Annotated in this window: 29 protein-coding genes and 1 pseudogene; 17 read left to right on the top strand and 13 right to left on the bottom strand. The window is 67.8% G+C overall.

The genetic code is table 11. The annotated features are described in order from the left end of the window. A partial coding sequence (locus tag B2U11_RS02000; RefSeq protein ID WP_292069459.1) for a superoxide dismutase occupies positions 1-297 on the top strand: 297 nt, incomplete at its 5' end. Positions 298-358: 61 nt separating this feature from the next. Here B2U11_RS02000 and B2U11_RS01995 read toward each other — a convergent pair. Continuing rightward, positions 359-580 carry a hypothetical protein gene (locus B2U11_RS01995; RefSeq protein ID WP_201216787.1) on the bottom strand — a complete coding sequence of 74 codons (222 nt, stop codon included), beginning with the start codon at positions 578-580 and terminating at the stop codon, positions 359-361. 251 nt (positions 581-831) lie between these two features. On the opposite strand from B2U11_RS01995, the gene rpsD reads away from it, so the two are divergent. The 3 genes from rpsD (at position 832) to B2U11_RS01980 (ending at position 4414) form a co-directional block, all read left to right on the top strand. Next, the gene (rpsD, locus tag B2U11_RS01990) at positions 832-1449 is read left to right on the top strand and encodes a 30S ribosomal protein S4 (protein ID WP_201216789.1); all 618 of its coding nucleotides are present in this window, start codon (positions 832-834) and stop codon (positions 1447-1449) included. Between the two features lie 115 nt (positions 1450-1564). After that, the gene (locus tag B2U11_RS01985; RefSeq protein ID WP_201216791.1) at positions 1565-1963 is read left to right on the top strand and encodes a hypothetical protein; all 399 of its coding nucleotides are present in this window, start codon (positions 1565-1567) and stop codon (positions 1961-1963) included. 90 nt (positions 1964-2053) lie between these two features. Further along, entirely contained in the window at positions 2054-4414 is a 2361-nt protein-coding gene (locus B2U11_RS01980) for a bifunctional diguanylate cyclase/phosphodiesterase (RefSeq protein WP_292069451.1), read from the top strand. A gap of 4 nt (positions 4415-4418) precedes the next feature. On the opposite strand, the gene B2U11_RS01975 is transcribed toward B2U11_RS01980, so the two are convergent. Beyond that, complete coding sequence (locus B2U11_RS01975) at positions 4419-5522, bottom strand: NADH:flavin oxidoreductase/NADH oxidase (RefSeq protein ID WP_292069449.1); 1104 nt, start codon at positions 5520-5522, stop codon at positions 4419-4421. 163 nt (positions 5523-5685) lie between these two features. Here B2U11_RS01975 and B2U11_RS01970 point away from each other — a divergent pair, with 163 nt between their 5' ends. Together B2U11_RS01970 and B2U11_RS01965 are read left to right on the top strand one after the other, a co-directional pair. Further along, entirely contained in the window at positions 5686-5808 is a 123-nt protein-coding gene (locus B2U11_RS01970) for a hypothetical protein (RefSeq protein WP_292069447.1), read from the top strand. Then, complete coding sequence (locus B2U11_RS01965; RefSeq protein WP_201217078.1) at positions 5808-6188, top strand: hypothetical protein; 381 nt, start codon at positions 5808-5810, stop codon at positions 6186-6188. Before B2U11_RS01970 ends, B2U11_RS01965 begins: the two co-directional genes overlap by 1 nt. Here B2U11_RS01965 and B2U11_RS01960 read toward each other — a convergent pair. Genes B2U11_RS01960 through map form a run of 7 tightly spaced genes read right to left on the bottom strand, consistent with a single transcriptional unit; the run spans position 6172 to position 10369 of the window. Further along, a complete protein-coding gene (locus B2U11_RS01960) occupies positions 6172-6618 on the bottom strand; it encodes an acyl-CoA thioesterase (protein ID WP_292069443.1) in 447 nt (148 codons plus the stop codon). The genes B2U11_RS01965 and B2U11_RS01960 overlap by 17 nt on opposite strands. Then, complete coding sequence (gene grxD, locus B2U11_RS01955) at positions 6618-6974, bottom strand: Grx4 family monothiol glutaredoxin (RefSeq protein WP_201217084.1); 357 nt, start codon at positions 6972-6974, stop codon at positions 6618-6620. The genes B2U11_RS01960 and grxD overlap by 1 nt, the downstream gene beginning before the upstream one ends. 57 nt (positions 6975-7031) lie before the next feature. Beyond that, positions 7032-7892, bottom strand: a complete 861-nt coding sequence (locus B2U11_RS01950; RefSeq protein ID WP_292069439.1) for an oxidoreductase — start codon at positions 7890-7892, stop codon at positions 7032-7034. A gap of 48 nt (positions 7893-7940) precedes the next feature. Continuing rightward, positions 7941-8183: a BolA family protein gene (locus B2U11_RS01945; RefSeq protein ID WP_292069436.1), complete on the bottom strand. Its 243-nt coding sequence runs from the start codon at positions 8181-8183 to the stop codon at positions 7941-7943. Positions 8184-8229: 46 nt separating this feature from the next. Beyond that, positions 8230-8766, bottom strand: coding sequence for a GNAT family N-acetyltransferase (locus B2U11_RS01940; protein WP_292069434.1), 537 nt, complete (start codon positions 8764-8766; stop codon positions 8230-8232). Then, a complete protein-coding gene (gene radC, locus B2U11_RS01935) occupies positions 8763-9497 on the bottom strand; it encodes a RadC family protein (RefSeq protein WP_414632926.1) in 735 nt (244 codons plus the stop codon). The genes B2U11_RS01940 and radC overlap by 4 nt, the downstream gene beginning before the upstream one ends. A 53-nt stretch (positions 9498-9550) precedes the next feature. Then, complete coding sequence (gene map, locus B2U11_RS01930; RefSeq protein ID WP_292069430.1) at positions 9551-10369, bottom strand: type I methionyl aminopeptidase; 819 nt, start codon at positions 10367-10369, stop codon at positions 9551-9553. 330 nt (positions 10370-10699) lie between these two features. Here map and B2U11_RS01925 point away from each other — a divergent pair, with 330 nt between their 5' ends. Further along, positions 10700-12049, top strand: coding sequence for an OmpP1/FadL family transporter (locus B2U11_RS01925; RefSeq protein WP_292069428.1), 1350 nt, complete (start codon positions 10700-10702; stop codon positions 12047-12049). A gap of 83 nt (positions 12050-12132) precedes the next feature. Here B2U11_RS01925 and B2U11_RS01920 read toward each other — a convergent pair whose 3' ends face one another. Further along, positions 12133-13596 carry a DEAD/DEAH box helicase gene (locus B2U11_RS01920; protein ID WP_292069461.1) on the bottom strand — a complete coding sequence of 488 codons (1464 nt, stop codon included), beginning with the start codon at positions 13594-13596 and terminating at the stop codon, positions 12133-12135. 386 nt (positions 13597-13982) lie between these two features. Here B2U11_RS01920 and B2U11_RS01915 point away from each other — a divergent pair, with 386 nt between their 5' ends. Further along, positions 13983-14222 carry a hypothetical protein gene (locus tag B2U11_RS01915; protein WP_292069426.1) on the top strand — a complete coding sequence of 80 codons (240 nt, stop codon included), beginning with the start codon at positions 13983-13985 and terminating at the stop codon, positions 14220-14222. Then, on the top strand, positions 14219-14458 hold the full coding sequence (locus tag B2U11_RS01910) for a hypothetical protein (protein ID WP_292069424.1): 240 nt from the start codon (positions 14219-14221) through the stop codon (positions 14456-14458). Before B2U11_RS01915 ends, B2U11_RS01910 begins: the two co-directional genes overlap by 4 nt. A gap of 22 nt (positions 14459-14480) precedes the next feature. Here B2U11_RS01910 and B2U11_RS15700 read toward each other — a convergent pair. Continuing rightward, a pseudogene (locus B2U11_RS15700) lies at positions 14481-14627 on the bottom strand (glutaredoxin); the annotation flags it as partial. A gap of 222 nt (positions 14628-14849) precedes the next feature. Between B2U11_RS15700 and B2U11_RS01900 the strand changes: the two are divergent. Further along, positions 14850-15233, top strand: coding sequence for a MerR family transcriptional regulator (locus B2U11_RS01900; RefSeq protein ID WP_292069418.1), 384 nt, complete (start codon positions 14850-14852; stop codon positions 15231-15233). Between the two features lie 3 nt (positions 15234-15236). Here the strand turns inward: B2U11_RS01900 and B2U11_RS01895 are convergent, their stop codons facing one another. After that, entirely contained in the window at positions 15237-15989 is a 753-nt protein-coding gene (locus B2U11_RS01895; protein WP_292069415.1) for an SDR family oxidoreductase, read from the bottom strand. Between the two features lie 103 nt (positions 15990-16092). On the opposite strand from B2U11_RS01895, the gene B2U11_RS01890 reads away from it, so the two are divergent. The 4 genes from B2U11_RS01890 to B2U11_RS01875 all read left to right on the top strand — a co-directional run bounded on the left by B2U11_RS01890 (position 16093) and on the right by B2U11_RS01875 (position 20171). Next, a complete protein-coding gene (locus B2U11_RS01890) occupies positions 16093-16497 on the top strand; it encodes a winged helix-turn-helix transcriptional regulator (protein ID WP_292069413.1) in 405 nt (134 codons plus the stop codon). A gap of 69 nt (positions 16498-16566) precedes the next feature. Then, complete coding sequence (locus B2U11_RS01885) at positions 16567-16977, top strand: CBS domain-containing protein (protein WP_292069412.1); 411 nt, start codon at positions 16567-16569, stop codon at positions 16975-16977. A gap of 113 nt (positions 16978-17090) precedes the next feature. Beyond that, the gene (locus tag B2U11_RS01880) at positions 17091-17639 is read left to right on the top strand and encodes a hypothetical protein (RefSeq protein WP_292069408.1); all 549 of its coding nucleotides are present in this window, start codon (positions 17091-17093) and stop codon (positions 17637-17639) included. Between the two features lie 87 nt (positions 17640-17726). Further along, positions 17727-20171, top strand: a complete 2445-nt coding sequence (locus B2U11_RS01875) for a PAS domain-containing sensor histidine kinase (protein WP_292069405.1) — start codon at positions 17727-17729, stop codon at positions 20169-20171. Between the two features lie 121 nt (positions 20172-20292). Here B2U11_RS01875 and cysQ read toward each other — a convergent pair whose 3' ends face one another. Further along, entirely contained in the window at positions 20293-21120 is an 828-nt protein-coding gene (cysQ, locus tag B2U11_RS01870; RefSeq protein WP_292069403.1) for a 3'(2'),5'-bisphosphate nucleotidase CysQ, read from the bottom strand. A gap of 100 nt (positions 21121-21220) precedes the next feature. Between cysQ and chpT the strand changes: the two genes are divergently transcribed. The 3 genes from chpT to B2U11_RS01855 form a co-directional block, all read left to right on the top strand. Then, positions 21221-21886, top strand: coding sequence for a histidine phosphotransferase ChpT (chpT, locus tag B2U11_RS01865; protein WP_292069401.1), 666 nt, complete (start codon positions 21221-21223; stop codon positions 21884-21886). Positions 21887-21984: 98 nt separating this feature from the next. Then, entirely contained in the window at positions 21985-22362 is a 378-nt protein-coding gene (locus B2U11_RS01860) for a response regulator (RefSeq protein WP_292069399.1), read from the top strand. Next, on the top strand, positions 22359-22984 hold a 626-nt coding region (locus tag B2U11_RS01855), incomplete at its 3' end, for a CheR family methyltransferase (RefSeq protein WP_292069396.1). The genes B2U11_RS01860 and B2U11_RS01855, both read left to right, overlap by 4 nt.

Genomic DNA, 22984 nt, shown 5'->3' with positions numbered 1-22984 from the left:
CTGGGCGGCATGGACAAGTTCAAGGAAGACTTCAACGCCGCCGGCGCCGCGCAATTCGGCTCTGGCTGGGCCTGGCTGATCGTTCAGGACGGAAAGCTGAAGATCACCTCCACGCCGAACCAGGACAACCCGCTGATGGACGTCGCCGACGAGAAGGGCGCCGTGGTCCTGGGCGCCGACGTTTGGGAGCACGCCTATTACCTGAAGTACCAGAACCGCCGCGCCGATTATCTGAAGTCGTTCTGGTCGGTGGTGAACTGGAACAAGGTCAACGAACTGTACGCCGCCGCCAAGTAAGGTTGGTCGGTCGACCGTTAGCAGAAGCGCCCGCCGGATCCGTTCGGCGGGCGTTTTCGCATCAATGGCCCAGATCAGGGAGGCGCCGCGTCCGCTCACCCATCCGCTGGGCATGATGGCTGCGCACGCTGCGGCGCTGGCGCAGCATGTCGTGAATGCCGTCGGCCAATTCGAGCAGCTGGGTGTCGCTGAGCGGCTCCACCAGGTCGACGAGGCGGCGTTTCAGGGCCTCGAATGTCGGGCCGGACAGCCCGGTCTGGAAGCTCTTGCTCTCCGGTCCCATGCCTTCATCCTTTCTCCCGTCGCAATGGGCGGTTGCGGGAGGCGAAACCCATATCGGCAGACTGTCGTTCCAGCCCATCGTGCTTAACGCCCGTGGCGCTTGACTCCGCGGCCGGCCCTGGCCATAAGCGCCGCCTTCCACGCCTCCGGTCTCCGGCAGGCGGGATTGATGACGGAAGATGCGTGGACCGCCGTTGAGATCGCATTCCCAATTCAGGGGACGCCGGGCCGCATCGTTGAAAAGAGAACAGAATGTCCAAGCGCCATAGCGCCAAGTACAAGATCGACCGGGCCATGGGTGAAAACCTGTGGGGCCGTTCGAAGTCCCCGGTCAACAAGCGCTCCTACGGCCCCGGCCAGCACGGCCAGCGTCGCAAGTCGAAGGTCTCGGACTTCGGCCTGCAGTTGAAGGCCAAGCAGAAGCTGAAGGGCTACTACGGCAACATCACCGAAAAGCAGTTCGCCAAGACCTACGCCGAGGCCGCCCGTCGCAAGGGCAACACCTCGGAGAACCTGATCGGCCTGCTGGAAGCCCGCCTGGACGCGGTGGTCTATCGCGCCAAGTTCGTCCCGACCGTCTGGGCCGCCCGCCAGTTCGTCAGCCACGGCCACGTGCTGGTCAACGGCAAGAAGGTCGACATCGCTTCTTACCGCGTGAAGGCGGACGACGTCGTCTCGGTCAAGGAAAAGTCGCGCAACATGGCGCTGGTGCTGGAAGCCCAGCAGTCGTCGGAACGTGATGTTCCGGACTATCTGGAGCTGGCCGACCGCAGCTTCTCGGTGCGTTTCGTGCGCGCTCCGGAACTGGCCGATGTGCCGTATCCGGTGAAGATGGAGCCGAACCTGGTCGTCGAATACTACGCCTCCTAAACGAAGGCGCTACCGCAAGACTTCGGGGCCCCGGATACGTCCGGGGCCTTTTGCTTTCCAGATGTTCCCTTCCCGCGCGAATGGGAGCATTCTGCGCGAATTGAGGATCCTGGGCATGGGAGACCGCCGGCCGGTGAAGCGAGCCGCCATCGCACGCGCATCCTTGGGCCTCGCCATTGCGGCGAGCCTGGCCGCCTGCGCCGGAACCGTCGCGCCCAGCGTGTCGACGGCCGGAATGCCGGGCGCGCTGGAGCCCGTCCACGCCGCCGCCTTCACCCGCAACGAGGCGATCTTCTGGGTCAGTTCCAACGGCTGCACCCGCAAAGAAGACCTGATCCCGATCGTCACCATCCAGGGCGGCGACGCGATCATCACCCTGCGCCGCCTGGACGAGGACAAGTGCCGCGATCCCGAGATCGACGGGGTCGAGGTGAAGTGGTCCTTCGAGGAACTGGGCCTGGCGCCGGGCCAAGCGGTCAGCGTCAACAATCCCTATCAGCTGCCCCAGACCTGACGGCTTAGCTTTTCGTTAGCCGTGATCGTTGCGGCCTCGATTAAGTTTCGCGGCATAGAGGACTGATCCCACCTCCCCTCGGGATCAGTAATGCGCTTTTTTTCCTGTCTGACCGACGATCACAACCTGTGGCTCGTCGGCTTGGCCGCCGCCCTGTGCATCTTGGGCTCGCTGATCACGATGAGGCTGTTCCAACGCCTGCGCCATGCCGAACGCGGCGCGCGGGCGGCCTGGACGTTCATGGCCGCCGTCGCCACCGGCGCGACCATCTGGTGCACCCATTTCGTGGCGATGATCGCCTATCAGCCGGGCGTCGACGTCGCCTACGAACCGCTGCTGACGGGCGCCTCGCTCGGCGTGGCCATCGCCGGCAGCGCGCTTGCGCTGTCCGTGGCCTCGCGCCGGTGCCGCTTTGCGCCAGAGGTCGGCGGCGCGCTGTTCGGCCTGACCGTCACGGCGATGCACTACACCGGCATGGCGGCCTTCGCGGCCGAAGCCGTGGTGCACTGGTCGGCGGCCTATGTCGCCGCGTCGATGGCAGGAGCGATTGTTCTGGGCGCCGCGGCCTTCAACCGCGCCTGCGCCGCCGGGCGCAACGGCGGTCTGCTCGGCGCGGTTCTGCTGATGGTCGCCGGAATCGTCGCGCTTCATTTCACCGGCATGGCGGCGATGACGGTCATCCCGTTGGGCGCCGACCTTGGTGCGGTGACCGGGTCCGAGGCGAAGCTGGCGATGGCCTTCGCGGTCGCGGGCGTGGGCCTGCTGGTGCTGGGCACCGGCCTGGCCAGCCACGCCCTGGATTTGCAATCGCGCGCTCAGGCCAAGGCGCATCTCGAACAGCTGATGGAAGGCAGCGTCGACGGCATGGTCGTCGAGCAGAACGGCCGCATCCTGGCCGCCAACGCCGCCTTCGCCACGCTGGCGGGCGTCGACCACCGAGCCCTGCTGGGCGATCGGCTGGCGCGCTGGATCGAGGACTTCGAGAGCCTGGCGATCGGCGCCCTGGTCCAGGCTTCATTGAAGGGGCCCAACGGCGCGATCATTCCCGTGGAGATCGCCGCGCGCCGCGACGATCAGCAGGCCAGCGACGCCCCCTTCATGATCTACGCCGTGCGCGACCTGCGCGCGCGCCTGGCGCAAGAGCGACGCATCGCCCACCTGGCCCGCAACGACGCCCTGACCGGCCTGCCCAATCGCGCCAGCTTCCTGGAATGGCTGAGCCGCCAGATCGGCGAAACCAGCACCCATCCGCGCGTCGCCCTGCTGGCGATCGATTTGGATCGCTTCAAGGAGGTCAACGACATCCACGGCCACGCGGCGGGCGACCAACTGCTTGTCCGCATCGCCGAACGCATGAAGGCCGCGCTGAAGCCGGGCGAGTTCGTGGCGCGCCTGGGCGGCGACGAGTTCGTGGCCGTCGCGCCCGTCGTCGAGCGCGCCGACGCGCTTGACCTGGCCTACCGTCTGCGCGGCGCCATCACCGCGCCCGTGGACCTGGATTTCGCCGAGGTCTCCTGTGGCGCAAGCGTCGGCGTGGCCCTGTGGCCGGACGACGCGACCGACATCTCGGCCCTGATCAATGACGCCGATCTGGCCATGTATCGGGCCAAGGCCTCGCTGACGAACGACGTATGCTTCTATGAGGAAGCGATGGACGAGGCCGTCCGCAACCGCCGCCGCATGGTGCAGCAGTTGCGCGAGGCGCTGGACCAGGACCAATTCAGCCTGAATTGGCAGATCCAGGCGTCAGTCGAGACCGGAGAGATCACGGGTTACGAGGTGCTGCTGCGTTGGATCCGTCCCGACGGCGCCTTCATCTCGCCCGCCGACTTCATCCCGCTGGCGGAAGAAAGCGGCCTGATCCTGCCGATCGGCGAATGGGTGCTGCGCAAGGCGTGCGCCGAGGCCGCCGGCTGGGCCATGCCGCACAAGATCGCGGTCAATCTGTCGCCGGTCCAGCTGGGCCACGTCGACCTGCCCCGGCTGGTCCATCAGATCCTGGTCGAGACCGGCCTGTCGCCCACCCGGCTAGAACTGGAGATCACCGAGACGGCGATGATCAGCGACATGGAGCGGACGACCCACATTCTGCGCCAGCTCAAGGCGCTGGGCGTGTCGATCGCCATGGACGACTTCGGCACCGGCTATTCGTCGCTGTCGACGCTGCGCGCCTTCCCGTTCGACAAGATCAAGCTGGACCGGTCCTTCATGTCCGAACTGGACGGCGGCCCCCAGTCTTCGGCCATCATCCGCGCCGTGCTGGCGCTGGGCGAAAGCTTGGAGATTCCGGTGCTGGCCGAGGGGGTGGAGACGCTGGAGCAGCTGTCCTTCCTGCGCGACCAGGGGTGCACCGAGGCCCAGGGCTATCTGCTGGGCCGCCCCAAACCGGTGGCTGACGACTTGATCCAGCTCGAGGCCAGAACCCTTTGGAGCGGCGCCGCGGCCGCCTGACCGGTCAGACGGTCCGGCCGTAGCCGGGCCATGTCGTCTTACCCGCGCGTTCGTACTGGACGGGCAGGTGTTCGGCCTGGCCGAGGGCGACGGCGGCGTGATGCGGCCAGTTCGGATCGTCCAACGCCGCGCGCGCGATGGCGATCAGGTCGGCCTGACCGGAGGCGACGATCTGTTCCGCCTGGTGCGGATCGAAGATCATGCCCACGGCCATGACGCTGGCCTCCGGCACGGCCGCCTTCACCGCCTCGGCGAAGCGTAGCTGATAGCCGGGCTCGTCGCCGGGGATGTCGGCGCGAGGGACGTTGCCGCCCGATGTGAGATGCAGATAATCGTATCCCAAGTCGTGCATCGCCGCGCCGAAGGCCACGACCTCCTCCAGCGCCACGCCGCCGTCGACCCAATCAGAGCCGTTGAAGCGGACGCCCAGGGCCTTTGTCCGGGGCCAGGCGTCGCGAACGGCCTTGGCGACGCGCAGGGGGAATCGGGCGCGGTTCTCGGCCGAGCCGCCGTATTGATCGGTTCGCTGATTGGAAATGGGCGACAGGAACTCACACAGCAGATAGCCGTGGGCGGCGTGCAGTTCGACCAGATCGAAGCCGGCGCGATCCGCCCGACGGGCGGCGTCGGCGAAGGCCGTGACGACCCGGTCCATGTCCGCCTCGGCCATCTCGACGGGCGTGTGCCATCCTTCCCTGAACGCGACAGCCGATGGACCGAAGGTCGTCCATGCGCCCTCGTCCGCCCTCAGGGCCTGGCCGCCCTTCCATGGCGCCGCGGTCGAGGCCTTGCGCCCAGCATGGGCCAGCTGCACGCCGATGGAGGTGTCGGAATAGGTCCGCAGACTGCGGATGATGTCGGCGAAGGCCGCTTCCTGGGCGTCGTTCCACAGGCCGACGTCGTCCGGCGTGATCCGCCCGGCCGCCTCCACCCCCGTCGCCTCGACGATCACCAGGGCGGCGCCGGAGACGGCCAGCCGCCCCAGATGCTGCACATGCCACGGCTGGGGCACGCCCTCCACCGCCGAATACTGGCACATCGGCGCGATGGCGATGCGATTCTTCAGCGTCAGGGGGCCGACCGTGCGGGGCGAGAACAACAGGCTCATGAAAGGCGTCCGGCGTCAGGGGAGAATGATTCTAGCTATGGCCCGCCCCGGTTCGATCAAGCCCGACCTTGCCGATTGTTCATCCAGCTTGCCGTTTTTTCACGTGTGCCCCGCGTCTGGCCGCGCCACAAAAGGATCAAGCTTCATTAGGGGAACACACCAGATGCTTCGTCTCGCCATCGCCATCGCCATCGCCGCTCCGCTGCTCAGCGGCTGCATCATCATCGCCACGGAAAAGCCGACCACCCGCGTCGTGTCCGCTCCCGCCGCGGAGGCGGCTCGGTAATGCGCGCTGTTCTCAAAGTTCTAGCCGCTGGAGCGCTGGCGGCCCCGCTGCTGGCCGGCTGCGTCGTCTATAGCAACGAGGCGGGCGAGACCGTCCGCGTCAACATGGGGGACGTCAAGTTCACGGCGGCCGAGGCCATCCGGGGGGCGCGGTTCGAGGACGGCGCCCTGGTGGTCCGAGTGGACTCCAACGGCTGCACCCAGGCCTCGGACTTCGAACTGTCGGTGGCGGACGGCTCTCCCGCCGACATCACTCTGACGCGGACCCGCGAGGATATGTGCAAGGCGCTGGTCGCCGACGGCGTCGAACTGCGCTGGACCTACGCCGACCTGGGCCTGGAGCCCGGAACGCCGACGCGGATCCTCAATCCGTTGAAGTGACCGGGCCGGCCTGGAACGGTCCCAGCAGCTCCGCCGGGATACGGGCGGGCCGCAGGCTCCGGCTTTCCACCAGGCACCATTCGGAGACGCCCTGGGCGCACACGCGACCCTGGGCGTCCTCGATCCGCACATATCGGTTGAAGCGCGGCCCCTGGGGGTCGCCGACCCAGGTGCGGGCCGTCACGCCCTGCGAACCGGGCGGCAGGGGTCGCAGATAGTCGATCTCGTGACGCAGGGCGACCCACGACCATCGGGCGCGCGTGTCCTCGTCGAAACGCGCGTTCCAATGCGCCGTGCCTGCATCCTGAAGCCAGCCTACATAGACCACATTGTTGACGTGGCCGTTGGCGTCGATGTGCTCGTCGCGGACCTCCAGAGGAACCGTAAACAGTTCCCGGTCCGTTCGAGGCTCCAGGATCGCGCGCGCCATCAGGCCTCGCCCAGGACCACGCCCTTCTCGGACATGAGGGCCTGAAGCTCGCCCGACTGGAACATCTCGCGCACGATGTCGGAGCCGCCGACGAATTCGCCCTTCACATAGAGCTGCGGGATGGTCGGCCAGTCGGTGAAGGCCTTGATGCCTTCGCGCAGCGACTCGTCCTGAAGAACATCGACGCCAACAAAGGCCGCGCCGACGTGATCCAGAATCTGGACCGCCAGCGAGGAGAAGCCGCAGCGCGGCTGGTCCGGCGTGCCCTTCATGAACAGCACGACGTCGTGCTGGCTCACGGTATCGGCGATGAAGGCGTGGACGGGATCAGCGGCTTGGGTCGCGGTGTCGTTCACTGGAAGGCCCTTTTCTACAAGCCCGTCAGCTAGGCGCCGGCCGCCACCGGGTCAAGGTCAGGCGGCGCGACTGACCCGCGCCATTTCGATCTGAGCCGACAACCCCGGCGGCAGATCGCGTTCCGGCGTGGCCGCCAGCGTCTTCAGCCGTTCGACGTCGTCGGCCTGCACGATCACGCTGGAGATGCTGGGATCGGTCAGCACGTAGGCCAGACAGATCGCCTCGGCCGTCCAGTGCTGCGTGCGGTAAAGAAAGCCGAACGCGTCGTTTCCGCCCTTGCGGTCGGGATGTCCATCGGGCGTGCGGCCAAAGCCGAACAAGCCCTTCTTCACCGGCGCCGGCGGGCCGCGACGGCCTTTGCGGCGGTCGGTGAAATAGTCATAGGCGAACACCGCCATGTCCTGCTCCCGCGCCGAGCGGATGCGATGGCGCACCGGCCAGCCGGAGTTCAGGTCGAACGGCGTCAGCAGGGCGTCGAAGGCGCCGGTCGACACATAGGCGTCCATCACCTCCCCGCCCCCCGCGACGCCCAGCAGCTTGACGCGCCCCGTCGCGCGCATGGCCTTCAGGGCCTCCAGCGAGGATCGCGGCAATTCGTCCTCAGCCGGTTCCTCCAACGTCGCCAGATCAATCCAGCCCAGGCCGGAATAATGAAGCACCCGGTCGATCGCGGCCGTCATTCCCTGGGCCGAAAAATCGCGCTGCGGCTTCCTGCCGTCGCCGACGCCCAAGGTCAGCGCCACCGACACCAGCTTTCGGTCGACGTGCGACAGCGCCTCGCCCAGCACCTCGGCCACCACCGGATCCGCCGCCTCGAGCCTGTAGCTGTTCAGGCCGCATTCCAACGCCGTGTAGAGCAGGTCCAGCGCCGCGCCCCGGCCACGCGTCAGGGTCTGCTGACCCAGACTAAGGGTCAAGTTCGAAACGGCGGCGCCCGAACTTCCGTAAGGCCGGTAGCGCATCGCTCACGCCGCTCCGGAAGGCGCGCCGGTTTCCAGCGCCAGGGCATGAAGTTCGCCGCCCATCTGCCCCTTCAGCGCGGCATAGACCATCTGGTGCTGACGAACGCGCGGAACGCCGGCGAAGGCGGCCGAGACGATGCGGGCGCGATAGTGATCGCCGTCGCCGGCCAGGTCCTCGATCGCGATCTCCGCGCCGGGAAAGGCGTCTTCCAGATGCTGGCGCAGGGTGTCCACGGACATGGGCATGGGCGGATACTCTCGAACTCTATGCGCCGATCCTGCCAGATAAACCTTAACCGCCGCCTACGCCGCCGCGCGGCCGTCGGAACAGGCGCACCGCCGAGCCCCTGTAGTCGGCTTCCGTATAGGGCGCATAGCCGACGCCCTGGGCCAACCGAACGGAGGGGTGGTTGTCAGGCGAGATCATGCAGACGGTCGCTTCCGCCGACAGATGGGCGTCCGCCCAGTCCAATGCGGCGGTGAGCGCCTCGCCGGCGTAGCCCTGGCCCTGGAAAGCGGGCGCGACGCCCCACCCCAGTTCCGGGTGGACAAACGGAGGATCCAGGGCGCGGCGATAATCGAACACGCCAACGCTGCCGACATAGGCGCCGCCTTCCGTCAGCCGGACGGACCAGTTGCCATGTCCCAGCGCGGCCCAATGGCCCAGGTCGCGCAGCAGGCGGAACCACACCTCTTCCTCGCTCAGCCCGCGGCCCATGATGTGCCGGGTGAAGGTTTCATCGGACCACAGAGCCAGGAGGTCGCCCAGGTCCGCCGCCGTCACGGGCGACAAGGTCAGGCGCGGGGTCGTCAGGATCGGTCCGCTCACATCAGTCCCAGTTGCTTGAAGCTGGCCACGCCGTCGCGGCCGACGACCAGATGGTCGTGAACCTCCACGTTAAGGGCCAGCCCGGCCTGGACAACCTGTTTCGTCATCTCGACGTCGGCACGGCTGGGCGTCGGATCGCCGGACGGGTGATTGTGCACCAGAATCAGCGCGCTGGCCGACAGCTCCAACGCCCGACGCACCACTTCGCGCGGATAAACCGGAGCGTGATCCACCGTGCCCCGGTTCTGGACCTCGTCCAGGATCAGCTGGTTCTTCTTGTCGAGATAGAGCACCCGGAACTGCTCACGCGGCTCATGCTGAAGCGCTACCCGGACATAGGCCAGCAGCGCCGACCAGGAAGAGATCACCGGCCGCTTGGCCGTCGGCTCGCGCGCGATCCGGCGTGTCACGTCGAAGATCAGCTGCAGGTCCAGCGCCACCGCGCGCGTGGCCTTGCCGGGCGCATAGCCCAGGGCGCGAGCGACCACATCCTCCACCGCCTCGTGGCTGGCGGCGCCGATGCCCTCCAGTCCGCCGAACCGGGCCAGCAGATCCTTGGCCAGCGGCTTGGTATCCTTGTAGGGCACGCTGCGGAACAGCAGCAGCTCCAGCAATTCGTAGTCCGGCAGGGCGCCCAGCCCGCCCTTGGCCGCGCGCTCGCGCAGGCGGTCGCGGTGCCCGCCGTGGCGCGGCGTCATTCTTTGCGGTCGCGGTGCGGCCTCTTCCAGCATCCCAGCCCTCCGCCTGGCAACCTAGGCGGAACATCGAGGCGCCGCCAGAGGCGTCAGACCGGCTTGAACAGGCCCTTGGGTGAGGCGGTGAAGATTTCCACGCCGTCCTCGGTCACGCCCACCGTGTGTTCGCATTGGGCGGACAGGGACTTGTCGCGCGTCACGGCGGTCCAGCCGTCCGACAGGACCTTCACGTGCGGCTTGCCCAGGTTCACCATCGGCTCGACAGTGAAGAACATGCCCGCCTTCAAGGTCGCGCCCTCGCCCTTGCGGCCGTAATGCAGGACGTTGGGGCTATCGTGGAAGATGCGGCCGATGCCGTGACCGCAGAAGTCGCGCACCACGCTCATGCGCTGGGCCTCGACAAACTTCTGGATGGCGAAGCCGATGTCGCCGAAGGTGTTCCCTGGCTTCACCTGGGCTAGGCCGAGTTCCAGCGACTCATAAGTGACGTCGACCAGCTTCTTCGCGCGGGTCGGCACCTCGCCCACGCCGTACATCCGGCTGGAATCGCCATGCCAGCCATCCACGATCACGGTGTGGTCGATGTTGACGATGTCGCCGTCCTTCAGCACCCGATCGCCCGGAATGCCGTGGCAGACGACGTGATTGATAGAGGTGCAGACCGTCTTCTCGTAGCCCTTGTAGCCCAGGCAGGCCGGCAGGCCGCCGTTGTCCAAGGTGAACTCGCGGATCAGGTCGTCGATCTCGCCAGTGGTGACGCCGGGCTTCACGTGTTCCGCGATCATGTCCAGCGCCTCGGCCACAAGCCGGCCGGCCTTGCGCATGCCTTCGAACGCTTCCGCGTCGTGGATGCGGATGGCGCTGGAGCGGACCATGACGTCGGTGTCAAGTTCGGGCGTTTCGTACATGAAATGTGTCTGCGATGATGTGGGGCGCGGCGAAAACCGTTCGCCACAGATGGTCTTCATAGCACAAAACCTCAAGCCCGGCTTCCCCCTGGGCCGTGTCGGCGCCGCCTTGGACGACGCAAGATTTGATCCGTCTGGGACGCATTCAGGCACTGATGTTGCCGCTGCGTAACCTCTCGAAGCCGTGATGGTGTGCGGTTCCGGCGCCACGGTTTCGCCCGTTTCAGGGCGGAGAGCGGCCTCGCATGCAACGTTTTCGTGTCGGAAGCGCTGCGGCACCGTCTCTCCCCGAACCCGCTGCGCGACGGCGGGACTGTATTAGGATTGGTCATGAATCCCAGGAACATCACTCGCCTCGGCGGGATCGCCCTCACGTCCGCCCTGCTGGCCGGCGTCGCCGCCCCGGCCTTCGCCGGCTCCTTCTATGTGCAGGAGCAATCGACCCGCGGTCAGGGTCGCGCCAACGCCGGCGTGGGCGCCGACAAGGGCGTGCAATCGCTGTGGTGGAACCCGGCCGCCATCGCCGGAACCCAGCGCGAGCTCTACGTCGGCGCGCACGGCCTGATCCTCGATTCCGACGTCGACGACCGCGGCTCCAGCCTGACCTACAACGTCCCGGTGACGGGCGTCGGCGTCATCAGCAACACCGAAGCCGTCAACGGCGATCCGCACGTCCATGACGTAGTCGAAAGCGGCATCGTGCCGAACTTCGCCGTGTCGATGCCGATCGGCGATCGTTTCAACGTCGGCCTGGCCGTGCAGGCCCCCTACAACTTCACCACCAAGTACGAGCCGACCGACTTCGCGCGCTATGACGCCCTGACCTCGGAACTGCGCTCGGCCAACGTCAGCTTGGTCGCCGCGATGCAGGTTACCGACTGGCTGGACGTCGGCGCCGGCTTCGACGCCCAGTACGCCAAGGCGACGCTGAGCTCGGCTCTGCCGAACGTGCCGGTTCCGGCCGTGCTGTCGCCCGCCTACGTCATCGACCCGGCGACGGACGGCCGCAACCAGCTGGAAGGCGACGGCTGGGATTACGGCTGGAACGCCGGCGCCCAGATGCACTTCGGCAAGCTGGACCTGGGTCTGTCCTATCGTTCGGAGATCGAGCACGAGCTTGAAGGCTCGGTGAACATCTCGGGCCTGACCGGCCTGCTGGCCGGCGCCAACGTCTCGACCGACGGCGCCGCCACCTTCACCACGCCGTGGTACGCCACCGTTTCGGCCCGTTATGCGGTCAACGACCGTCTGACGCTGAACGCTCAGGTCAACCAGATCGGCTGGAGCGAGTTCGACGCCATCCGCGTGGCCTACACCGGCGGCGGTTCGACCATCGTCCAGGACTATGACGACGTCACCACGGGCGCGATCGGCTTCGACTACATGATCGATCCGACCATGACCGTCCGTGCGGGCATCGGCTACGACCCCACGCCGACCCCGGACGACCACCGCACCGCCCGCATCCCCGACGGCGACCGCTGGCTCTACGCCGCCGGCCTGTCCAAGACGATGGGCAATATGACGTTCGACGGCGCCGTGACCTACATCGACATCGACACGGCGACGATCAACGACACCCGCGACCTGTACGGCAACGGCCTGGTGGTCTCCGCTCTGCGCGGCGAGGCCAAGGGCTCCGGTGTCGGCTTCTCGCTGGGCGCGACCTGGAACTTCTAAGGTCGTCGATGGCCTGACATGAGAACGGCGGCTCCTTTCCAGGAGCCGCCGTTTTTGATTCACCGTCCTGCGGCGAGAGAGTTTCAGCCTTGGGCGGAGCTGTAGCCCTTGCCGCCGTTCGAGGGACGACGGCGGCGCGGTCGCCGCTTCATCTCGCCGACAGGCTTGGGTTCGCGCGGCGTGGTGGTCTCTCCGGCCATCGGATTGTAGGTCCGCTCGGGCCGGGGCGCCGCAGCGGTCTCTCCACCGCCACGATTACGACGCTGGCGGTGCGGCTGGCCGCCGCCCTCGGGACGAACGCCGTCACGATGCGGGTTGCGACGTCCGCGACCACCGCGGCCGCCCTCGTTGCGTTCGCCGCCTTCGCGCTCCGGCAGCGTCGCCTTCTTGCCGACGCCGGATGCCATGATGGAGGCGTCAAGCTGGGCCAGCTGCTTGTCATTGCGGCGGTCGACGGCCGGGATCTTCTGGCGCGTGACCTTCTCGATGTCCTTCAGCAGTTTCATCTCGTCACCGGCCACGAAGCTGATGGCGGTGCCGTCGGCGCCGGCGCGGGCCGTGCGGCCGATGCGGTGCACATAGGCTTCCGGCACGAAGGGCAGTTCGAAGTTCACGACGTGCGAGACGCCGTCCACGTCGATACCGCGCGCGGCGATGTCGGTGGCGACCAGGACGCGCAACTTGCCCTTCTTGAAGGCTTCCAGCGTGCGCTCGCGCTGGGGCTGGCTCTTGTTGCCATGGATGGCGCCGGCCTCGACGCCGCCGGCCTCCAGATAGGCCGCGACCTTGTCGGCGCCGTGCTTGGTCTTGGTGAAGACCAGGCAGCGGGTGAAGCCCGGATCGCTGAACAGCTCGGTCAGCAGGGCGCGCTTGCGGCCCTGCTCGATGTGCACGACCGACTGCTTGATGCGCTGGACGGTGGTGGACTGGGGCGTGACCTGGACCTTGACCGGATCCTTCAGCAGTTCACCCGCCAGCTTGCCGATCTCGGTCGGCATGGTGGCCGAGAAGAACAGGTTCTGGCGACGCGCCGGCATGCGGCTGACGATCTGGCGGATGGGCTTGATGAAGCCCAGGTCCAGCATCTGGTCGGCCTCGTCCAGGACGAAGATTTCGGTCGATGACAGGTCCAGCGTCTTCTGCTGGATGTGATCCAGCAGGCGGCCCGGCGCGGCGACCAGGATGTCCAGGCCCTGCTGCAGGGCGCGTTCCTGGGCGCCGTACTTCACGCCGCCGAAGATCACCGCCACGCGGAAGCCCAGATGGGCGCCGTAGGCCTTGAAGCTGTCGCCGATCTGGCTGGCCAACTCGCGCGTGGGGCTGAGGATCAGGGCGCGCGTGGTGCGCGGCACGGGCGGGGTGCGGTTCTCGGCCAGGCGATGCAGGATCGGCAGGGCGAAGGCGGCGGTCTTGCCGGTGCCCGTCTGGGCGATGCCCAGCAGGTCCTTGCCCTGCATGACGTCGGGGATGGCCTTTTCCTGGATCGGGGTCGGCTTGGTGTAGCCTTCCGACGCCAGCGCCTGGAGAAGGGCCTTGTTCAGGCCCATGGAGTCGAAGGTGGTGCTCAAAGCAGTCTGTCTTTCGCGTGCGGCAGGGCGCTTTCAGCCATGGCATGACGCCGAAGGGCCGCGCTCCGCCAGTCCCGAGGGGGCTTCAGGATGAAGCCTGCGGGGTGGATCGGGCGCCGCCCCGCGTGTCCGGGCAGCGAATGAACTTGAGGGGCCGGCGGCTGCTACAGACAGGTCTGAAAAGACCCACACGCGCTGGAGACGCCGGAGATCGCGATTGTGCGATGCAGCGCAAATGGGCGCAACGCCGCACAAAGTCAAGGTGTGGCCCATTTGATGCGCGCCGACCGTGACCGAGCGTCGCAAACCCGGAACGGCCTGTCCCGGCCAGCGCTTCTCTCGCATCAACAACAGGGAGAAGTTTCATGACCAAGAGTCAGGAAGACCGCGCCTTGGATGCAGGCGAACGCGAACTGGTCGCTCAGAGCCGTGATCTGGACGGCGTGTCGCAAACGCAGTTGACCGATCTGCAGAAGCGACTGCGCGCGCGGCGAGACCGGGTGCAGCGCATGATCCGCACCCGGACCCGCAACGCCGACACCCCCGCCCCGACACCGGCGCGCGACAGAAGAAGGCTCTGCTGGTCGAAGCGGTGCAGCGCGTGACGGCCGAGGTCGAGGCACGACGCGCGACGGCGCGAAAGAACCCCGCGGAAAAGGCCACACGCAACCTGTCGGAAGCCGTCAAGCGCAAGGCCGAGAATCCACGCTGGCGCGGGCCGGAGCGCCGCGACGCCAACACCGGGCCCGTGGAGACGCCAAACAACAAGATCGCCCCATCCGGTGCGCTTCACGCCGAGGGAATGCGGGCGGCGATCTCTCGCTCTACGGGAGACCGCTAGGCGCGTTGGCGGCGTTGGGTCGTCAGACCCACGCCATCCAGCCCATCCACGCCGCCATCAGCACCATCATCACGTTCTCGGTCAGCGACAGGAAGCCCAGCGGGACGTTGCTGTCGCCGCCGACGCAGGCGCATTTCAGCTCTCGCTTCTGGATATAGACGGCCTTGAAGGCGTCTGTCTGTTCGCGCGTGGTCAGCCAGCGGTCATCGACGACGTAGCCGTGGCTTTTCAGCAGGTGACGCGCCCGCAGGCCCCACGGACAAACGTGCTTGTCCATGACCATGCGGTACAAAATGGCTGTCTTTTCGGCGTTCATCGTCACGGTTCCTGGACCTTTCGCGAGGCGAGATTGGCCCCATGTCGGGTGCGGACCATGGTACGGAGTCAAGGAATGAGCGTGACGATAGCCGGATTGGCCCGCGCCGGCGGCGTGGGCGTGGAGACGGTGCGCTACTATCAACGACGCGGCCTCATGCCGACGCCGGACGGGACCGGCGGCGTCCGGCGCTACGGAGAGACGGAGGCGCGTCGCCTGCGCTTCATCCGCTCCGCCCAGGCGGCTGGGTTCACCCTGGAGCAGATCGGCGAACTACTGGCGCTGGATGCCGGGCACGACCACGCCAGGGCCCGGGCCCTGGCGCAGGAGAGGATCGCAGAACTGGACGTCAGGATCGCCGAACTTGAGACGGCGCGGGCCGCGCTGCGGCGACTGGCGCAAAAGTGCGGCGCCGCCGGGAACGGGCCCTGCCCGATCCTGGCGGAGTTCGACGGCTGACGATCAGCGGCCGTTCAAGGCGGCGAACACCGTGTCCCAGTTTCCGCTGGTCTCGGCTTGACGCAGCGGCTTGACCCGCTCGACCAGGATTTCGCCGCGCGGCGTGTCGCCCTTTTCGATCAGGCCCGTCACCTCGGCGACATAGTCAGCCAGGGGCATGGAATTCGGGTTTTCCGCATGGCCGGGCATCAGGTCGGTGGCGACCGCCGGCGGGGCCAGTTCCAGCACCTCGACCGAGGTATGACGAAGCTGGTGGCGCAGCGAAATGCTCCAGCTGTGCATGGCCGCCTTGGTGGCGTTGTAGGTCGGCGTCGCCGTCAGCGGGATGAAGGCCAGGCCCGACGTCACGGTCATGACGAAGGCCGACGGCTGGGCCTTCAGATGCGGCAACAGGCCGGCGGTCAGCCGGATCGGCCCCAACAGATTAGTGGCGATGGTCGACTCCGCCGTCGCCAGGTCGAACGGGTCGGCCGTCAGATCCTCCGCCTTCATGATCCCCGCGTTCAGGATCACCCCGTTGAGGTCCGAATGGTCCTTCGTCACCTGCTCGCAGAAGGCGCGGACGGCCGCGGCGTCTTCGACGTCCAGGGTCGCCCAGGCCATGCCGGGGTTGGCCTCGGCCGTCTCCTTGAGCACCGCCTCGCGGCGGCCGGTGATGATGATGCGGTTGCCGCGCGCGTGCAGCGCCTCGGCCAGGGCCCGGCCGATGCCCGTGCCGCCGCCGGTGATCAGGATAGTGTTGCCGGTGATGTTCATGATGAATCCTTTCGCGGGAATGCGGGCGGAGGTAGAACCCATCCCCCCCAATGGAAAGTAGGCACCGAAAAGCGCCATACTTACTCATGAGAAAGATTTGGATATGGCGGCTGCTCCTCCTGCTCGAATTGCTCATCCGGAAACCGGAGCCGTCGCCGATCCGCGCGTGGAAGCCTTGGTCAACGACGTCATCGGCCGTGTCGCGGACAAGTGGACCATGCTGGTGCTGGAGGTGCTGGCCGAACATGGCGAGCAACGGTTCAGCCGGGTGGGCGATCTGGTCGGCGGGATCAGCCAGAAGATGCTGACCCAGACGCTGAGGCTGATGGAACGCGACGGACTGGTCGTGCGCACGGTGCATCCGGTCATACCGCCCAAGGTGGAGTACCGACTGACCGATCTGGGATTGACGCTGGCCGAGGCCTTCTGCGGCGTGTGGGGATGGGCCGAAGCGAACATCGAGCGGATCGAGGCCGCTCGCGCCGCCTTCGACGCGCGCAAGGCCTGAGGCGGCCGGCCGGAACCTCGACCGTTCGCGCGGGTTGATCCGGTCGAACGCAGCCAAGGGAGTTTCACCATGAAGGTTCGCGACGTCATGACCCGCGATGTGCATATCGCCCGCCCCGGAGACACTCTGCGCGAGGTGTCGGACCGCATGGCCCGTGGCGACTTCGGCTTCATCCCCGTGGCTGAGGGCGACCGGCTGATCGGCACGATAACGGATCGCGACATCGTGGTGCGGGCCGTGGCGGCCGGCGCGTCCCCGGATTCGCCGGTGGTCGAATACATCAGCCGCGACGCCCAGACCGTGCGAGACGACGCCGACCTTAAGACCGTGCTGGACCTGATGAGCGGCCGCCAGATCCGCCGCGCGCCCGTGGTCGACAAGCACGAGCGGGTCGTGGGCGTCGTCTCGCTGGGCGATCTCTCCACGCGGGTGAAGGAGAAGTACGCGGGCGAAACGCTGGAAAGCATTTCACGCAGCTGAGGCGGCTCGACCGGGGGTGCGGGCCTTCAGTCTTTCTTCACCGTATCCGCGAACCGGACGCTAAGGCCGCGTCTTCATCCTGTCACGCTGCGGACCAGGCGGGGAGACGGCGGATGGCGCGCGCGCAGTTCCAGAAGGGGCAGAAGGTCTGGGTCGAGTGCGTCGGCGCCTGGGCCCACATCGAGAAGGTCCAGCCCGTTTGGGCCAAGGGCTTCGACGAGCCGGTGCGCGTCACCTACGACGTCGGCCTGGGCCGGGACTTCGCCGGGGCGGAGCTTCAGCTGGCGGTCGACGATCCGGCCGCCAACGACTTGAACCAGTGGCGTCTCATGCGGGCCCGCAACAAATGGCAGTCGGAGGAAGACTGTCTTCATCATCCCTATCCCGGCAGCTATCCGGTGGTGGTCACCGATCAGGCCGACTGGGGCGGCTGGCGGGTGCCGGGCGCAGAATATGATCGCGACCCCGAACGGATCGAGTTCCAGGCGCGCCTGATCGCCGCCACGCCGCGCCTGTTGCATCTGGCCGAACGGTTGATGGATCTCGTCGCCGAATCCCCCGAAGAGGCCCCGCCGCCTGTGCTGGCGCTGGCGCGGCAGGCGCGCGAGATCACCGAGGCCGTCACGCGCGTGCCTGGAGAGGCGCCGGCGGCCGCGGCCTGAGCGCAAAACACCGCAAACCAAGCCTCGACACGAATCCGCGACGCAGCCTAGATTCCCCTCACACAGGAATCGGGTCGGGAGATCGCCTTGCCAGGCAACGAGCGGCGCGGAAAGACGCCGGGGCGACGCGCCTCGGATCGCGCCGCCGGCACGCCTGCCCGGCTGAGGGTCGCGGTTCTGGTCGTGGCCCTGGCGGCCGCAGCCTATGTTCTCCTGGCCGCGCGAGAGGTCGGACGCCCGGCGCGGGAGGCCGAAACCCTGCGCGAAGAGACCGTGGTTCAGGCCGCCGAGCTTCTGGCCGTCCATACCCGCTTGCGGCTGGATGCAGCCCAGGCCGGGCTGGCGGCGGGCCTGGCGGTGCTGGACCGAGGCGGCGCGCCGCTCGAAGCCGTGGAAGCCGCCCGGCGGACGGCGCCGACGGCCGCGTTCATCGTGCGCGATTCCGGCGGCGAGCCGATGGCGATGGAGGGCGCAGAGGCCCCGGCCTTCGAGACGCGTGCAGGCGCCGGCGACCTTCGCGGAGCCAAGGACGGCGCCCTGATTGTCGGCGGACCGCAGATGAGCGCGCGCGTGGTCGTGCTACCGACGCGGTTCGAAACGGCGACCCTGCGGCTGACGGGTTCCGACGGCCGGATCCTGACTTCGACCGACGCGAACGAGATCGGCCAGCCGGGGGCTCCGGCGATCGGGGCGCGCGCATCCGAACTGGCGGCGAACGACGGCGCCCGGTCGGTCATGGTCGATGGACGCTCCGCCGCGGCGGCTGCGGCGGCGGTTCATGGAACGAGCCTGTTCGCCGTGGCCGCCCGCCCCGCCCCGCCGGCGGGCGTGGTCGCCCTGCTGAGCGACGCCTGGGTGTTGGCCGCGCCGGTGATCCTGGGACTGGGCGTCTTGGCTCTGCTGCTGTTCCAGCGCTGGCGCCGGGCCAAGGCCAGCCGCGAACTGGCGTCTGCCGAGAAACGCTTCCGAATCGCCGTGGAGGCCGCACGGTGCGGGGTGTGGGAATGGGATCTGGAGGGCGATGAGGTCACGTTGTCGGACTATATGGCCGCCATGCTGGGCTTTCCCCAGGGTGGGGTCGTCGACACGGCGGCGGTGATGGAGCGCATCCATCCGCGCTATCGGGACGAAGTGACCCACGCCCTGCGCCAGGCCGCCGCCTACGGCGCCTTCGAGGTGACCTTCCCAGTGCCGCTGGAGAAGGGCGGTGTGCGCTGGATCGACGCGCGCGGCCAGGCGCGCGGGCAGAGACACGACGACGGCTTTTCCGCCATCTTGGGCGTGGCGCTGGACATCACCGAGGCCCGCCGCGCGAAGGTGCGCGCCGAAGCCGCCGAGAGCCGGCTGCGCGACGGGGTGGAGAGCATTTCGGACGCCTTTGTGCTGTTCGACCGCCAGGGCCGGCTGATCCTGTGGAATCAGGCCTTCGTCGACGCCTTTGGTTTCGAACCCGGCGTGGTCAGACGCGGGGCGATGAAGGACGAGTTGAACCGCATCGCCGCCCTGGCCATCAAGGCCGACCACCCGCCGGTCGACAACCGCGCGGGCCGCCGCGAATTGGAGCTGAACGACGGCCGCTGGCTGCAGATGAACGAGCGCTTCACCTCCGAAGGCGGCTCGGTCGTGACGGCGGCCGACATCACCGCCATCAAGCGTCAGGAGGCCGAGCGTAACCGCGCCGCCAACCACCTGCGTCAGATGGTGGACCAGCTGGAGATCAGCCGCGAGCAGTTGAGCCTGCTGGCCCGCAAGTACGAGGTCGCCATGACCCGCGCCGAGGCCGCCAACCAGGCCAAGTCCGAATTCCTGGCCAATATGAGCCACGAGCTGCGCACCCCGCTAAACGCCATCAACGGTTTCTCCGAGATCATGGCCGCCGAGATGTTCGGTCCGCTGGGCGATGCGCGCTACAAGGGCTATGCTGGCGACATCCTGAAGTCGGGCCAGCACCTGCTCAGCCTGATCAACGACATTCTGGACATGGCCAAGATCGAGGCCGGCAAGATGACGCTGCACTATGAGGCGGTGTCGCTGAAGGAGGTCTGCGAGGACGCCGTGCGCCTGATGCGCGGCAAGGTTCAGGAGGCGGGCCTGACCATCGCGGTGCGCGCCGCCGATCTGCCGGACATCCAGGCGGATTATCGCGGCGTCAAGCAGGTGCTGCTGAACCTGATTTCCAATGCCGTGAAATTCACGCCCGATGGCGGGTCGATCACCCTGACGTTAAGCCCCTTCGTCGGCGACGACGGCCAGGAGCGTGTGCGGGTCGCCTGCGCCGACACCGGCATCGGCATCGCGCCTGAGGATCTCGTGCGCCTGGCCCGCCCGTTCGAACAGGTGGAGGGCCAGCATTCCAAGACCACCCAGGGCACCGGCCTGGGCCTGGCCCTGACCAAGTCGCTGATCGAGATGCATGGCGGCGCCCTGACGATGGAAAGCGCGCCAGGCGAAGGCACCACCGTCAGCTTCGACCTGCCCGTCCGCCGGCCCGCCTCCCACGCGGCGCCGGCCCAGGAGCGTGCCGCGGCCTAGAACCCGATCCGGATGAGGTGGATGCGCTTAGCGGCTCCGTGGATGCCGCGAATCAGGCGCCGGTTGATCTGAAGCGAAATCCGAGCCGAGTCGGACCGCGTCCGACCCGACCGATTTCGCTTTAGCCGCCCATGGCCACGAAGGGGCCGTTCAGGAAGCGCGGCTTGCCGTAGGCCAGGCGCTGGCCGTCGTCGGCCAGGACGCGGCCGCCGGCCGCTTCCAGCACCGCCTGACCCGCCGCGGTATCCCACTCGGACGTCGGACCCGAGCGCGGATAGGCGTCGAAACGCCCTTCGGCGATCAGGCAGAACTTCAGCGAGGAATCCGTCCCCTGCCAGCGTGTGCAGCCGTGCCGTGCGGCCAGCCTTGCGGCCTCCTCGTCGGTGACGCTGTGGCTGAGCAGGGCCAGGCCTTCCTGGGGTCGGTCGCGCACGCGGATCGGCCGCCATTCGGCCCCGGCGTGGGCCTCTCCCTCCTGGACGTCGCCGAACTGGCGGCGCAGAGCCCCGGCGCCCGGCGCCTCGGTACGCCAGGTCGTGGCGGTGGCCGGCGCCGTCACGACGCCGGCCACCGGATAACCGTCGTGGATCAGGGCGATGTTGACGGTGAAAGCCTCGCCGCCGCGAATGAACCCCTTGGTGCCGTCCAGCGGGTCGATCAGCCAGAACCAGCCCTCGGCCGCCTCCGGCGCGCCCTGCGCGGCGACCGCCTCTTCCGCCACGGTCTGTACGCCCGGATAGGCGGCGACCAGGCGTTCCAGGATCAGCGCCTCGGCGGCGCGGTCGGCCTGGGTCACGGGGCTGTCGTCGGCCTTGGTCTCCACCGCCGCGCCGTTGCGCCAGAAGGGCAGGATCACGCGGGCCGCGTCCTCGGCGATCTCGGCCAGGGTCAGGGACAGCGCGCCGGATTTCAGGTCTTGGGCCAGCTTGGTCTTGGATGGGGTCGTCATCGGGCGGTCGATAGAGCATCGCGGCGGTTCCATGAACCGACAAATCACGTCAGGTTCGCGCCCGACACGAACTGTGACCCGAACGCCCCGGACCGCGCCCATGACCGACGTCGCCTCCCCCGCCCCCGAAGCCCCGTCCGTCGAGGGAACAGAGTTGGCGACGCTGGTGGCGGCCAAACTGTGCCACGACTTCATCAGCCCGTCCGGCGCCATCGTCTCGGGCCTGGACCTGTTGAACGATCCGACCGCGCAGGACATGCGCGACGACGCCCTGGGCCTGATCGCCCAGAGCGCGCAGAAGCTGGTGGCCCTGGTGCATTTCGCGCGCGTCGCCTTCGGCGCGGCGACGACAAGCGAACGCTTCACCGCCCGGGAGCTGAAGGATCTGGTCACGGGCATGACCGAGGGCGGACGCGCGACCCTGGACTGGCGCGTGGCGGACGGCGATTTCAGCAAGCCGCAGGCCCGCGCCCTGGTCAACCTGGCCTATCTGACGGTCGGCGCCCTGCCGCTGGGCGGAGAGGCTGTGGTGCAGAGCCGGGTCGAGGGCGAACAACTCTACCTGGAAGGGTTTGCCGTGGGTGCGCGCGCGCGTCTGAAGCCGGAAGCGCTGACCGGTCTGAAGGGCGAACGACTGACGGAAGGACTGGCGGGCCAGTGGATTCAGCCCTACTGGCTGTGGTTGACGGTCAAGGAGGCGGCCGGAGCCCTGCATCTTGAAGTTGAAGACGGCCGCGTCGTCATGGTCGCGCGGATGCCGGTCTGATACGATTTCCCAACGACTCGTTAACCGCCGAACGGCCATAATCCTGCTGTGCGATGGTTCGGCGAACCGACGCGCGCCGTCTTCGGGAGCATCTGGCCTTGGACCTCACCACCTGCCTCATCGTCGATGACAGCCGCATCATCCGCAAGGTGGCGCGCCGGATCGTCGAGGGCCTGGGCTACGAGGTCGACGAGGCGGCGGACGGCGCCGAGGCCCTGGCCTATTGCACCGGGGCCATGCCCGACGTGCTGCTGGTCGACTGGAACATGCCGGTGATGGACGGGCTGAGCTTCCTCAGGCGGCTGCGCGGCCTGCCCGGCGGCGACCGGCCCAAGGTGCTGTTCTGCACCATCGAGACCCGGCCCGACCGGATCGCCGAGGCGCTGGCCGCGGGCGCGGACGACTATGTGATGAAGCCGTTCGACGGCGAGATCCTGCAGTCCAAGCTGGCGGAGGTCGGGGCCATCGCCGCATGACGCCCGACGACTTCGACAAGTTGCAGACGCTGATGTCCACGCGCGCCGGTTATCGGCTGAAGCGCGACCGGATGCAGTTGGCCGAGCACCGCCTGGGTCCGATCGCGCGACGCGAGGGTTACGCCAATGTCGAAGCGTTGCTGACGAACCTATGGGCCCATCCGGTCGCCTCCCTTGGCTGGGCGGTCATCGAGGCGCTTCTGAATCCCGAGACCTGGTTCCGGCGCGACCGGGCGCCGTTCCGGGTGTTCGAGCGTGAACTGCTGCCCGCGTTGGCCTCCGCCCGGCCGTCCGGCCAGGTGCGGGTGTGGTCGGCCGGATGCTCGACGGGCCAGGAAGCCTGGTCCATCGCCATGGCGGGGCTGGAGACGGGCGCGCGCATCGAGGTCGTGGCCACCGACCTGTCGCACCGCGCGATCGAGAAGGCGCGGCAGGGTCTCTACACCGGCTTCGAGATCCAGCGCGGCCTGACCGCCAAGACCATGCTGCGCTGGTTCGAGCCCGAGGAAGACCAGTGGCGGGTCAAGCCGGACCTGGCCCGCGTGGTCAGCTTCGCCCGCGCCAACCTGTTGGACGAACCCGTCGACAACGCCCGCCACGACGTCATCTTCTGCCGCAACGT

The sequence above is a fragment of the Brevundimonas sp. UBA7534 genome, from assembly GCF_002479325.1.
Classification (GTDB): domain Bacteria; phylum Pseudomonadota; class Alphaproteobacteria; order Caulobacterales; family Caulobacteraceae; genus Brevundimonas.
The sequence above is the reverse complement of the archived record's forward strand: the minus strand, read 5'-3'. Positions and strand labels throughout refer to the sequence as shown.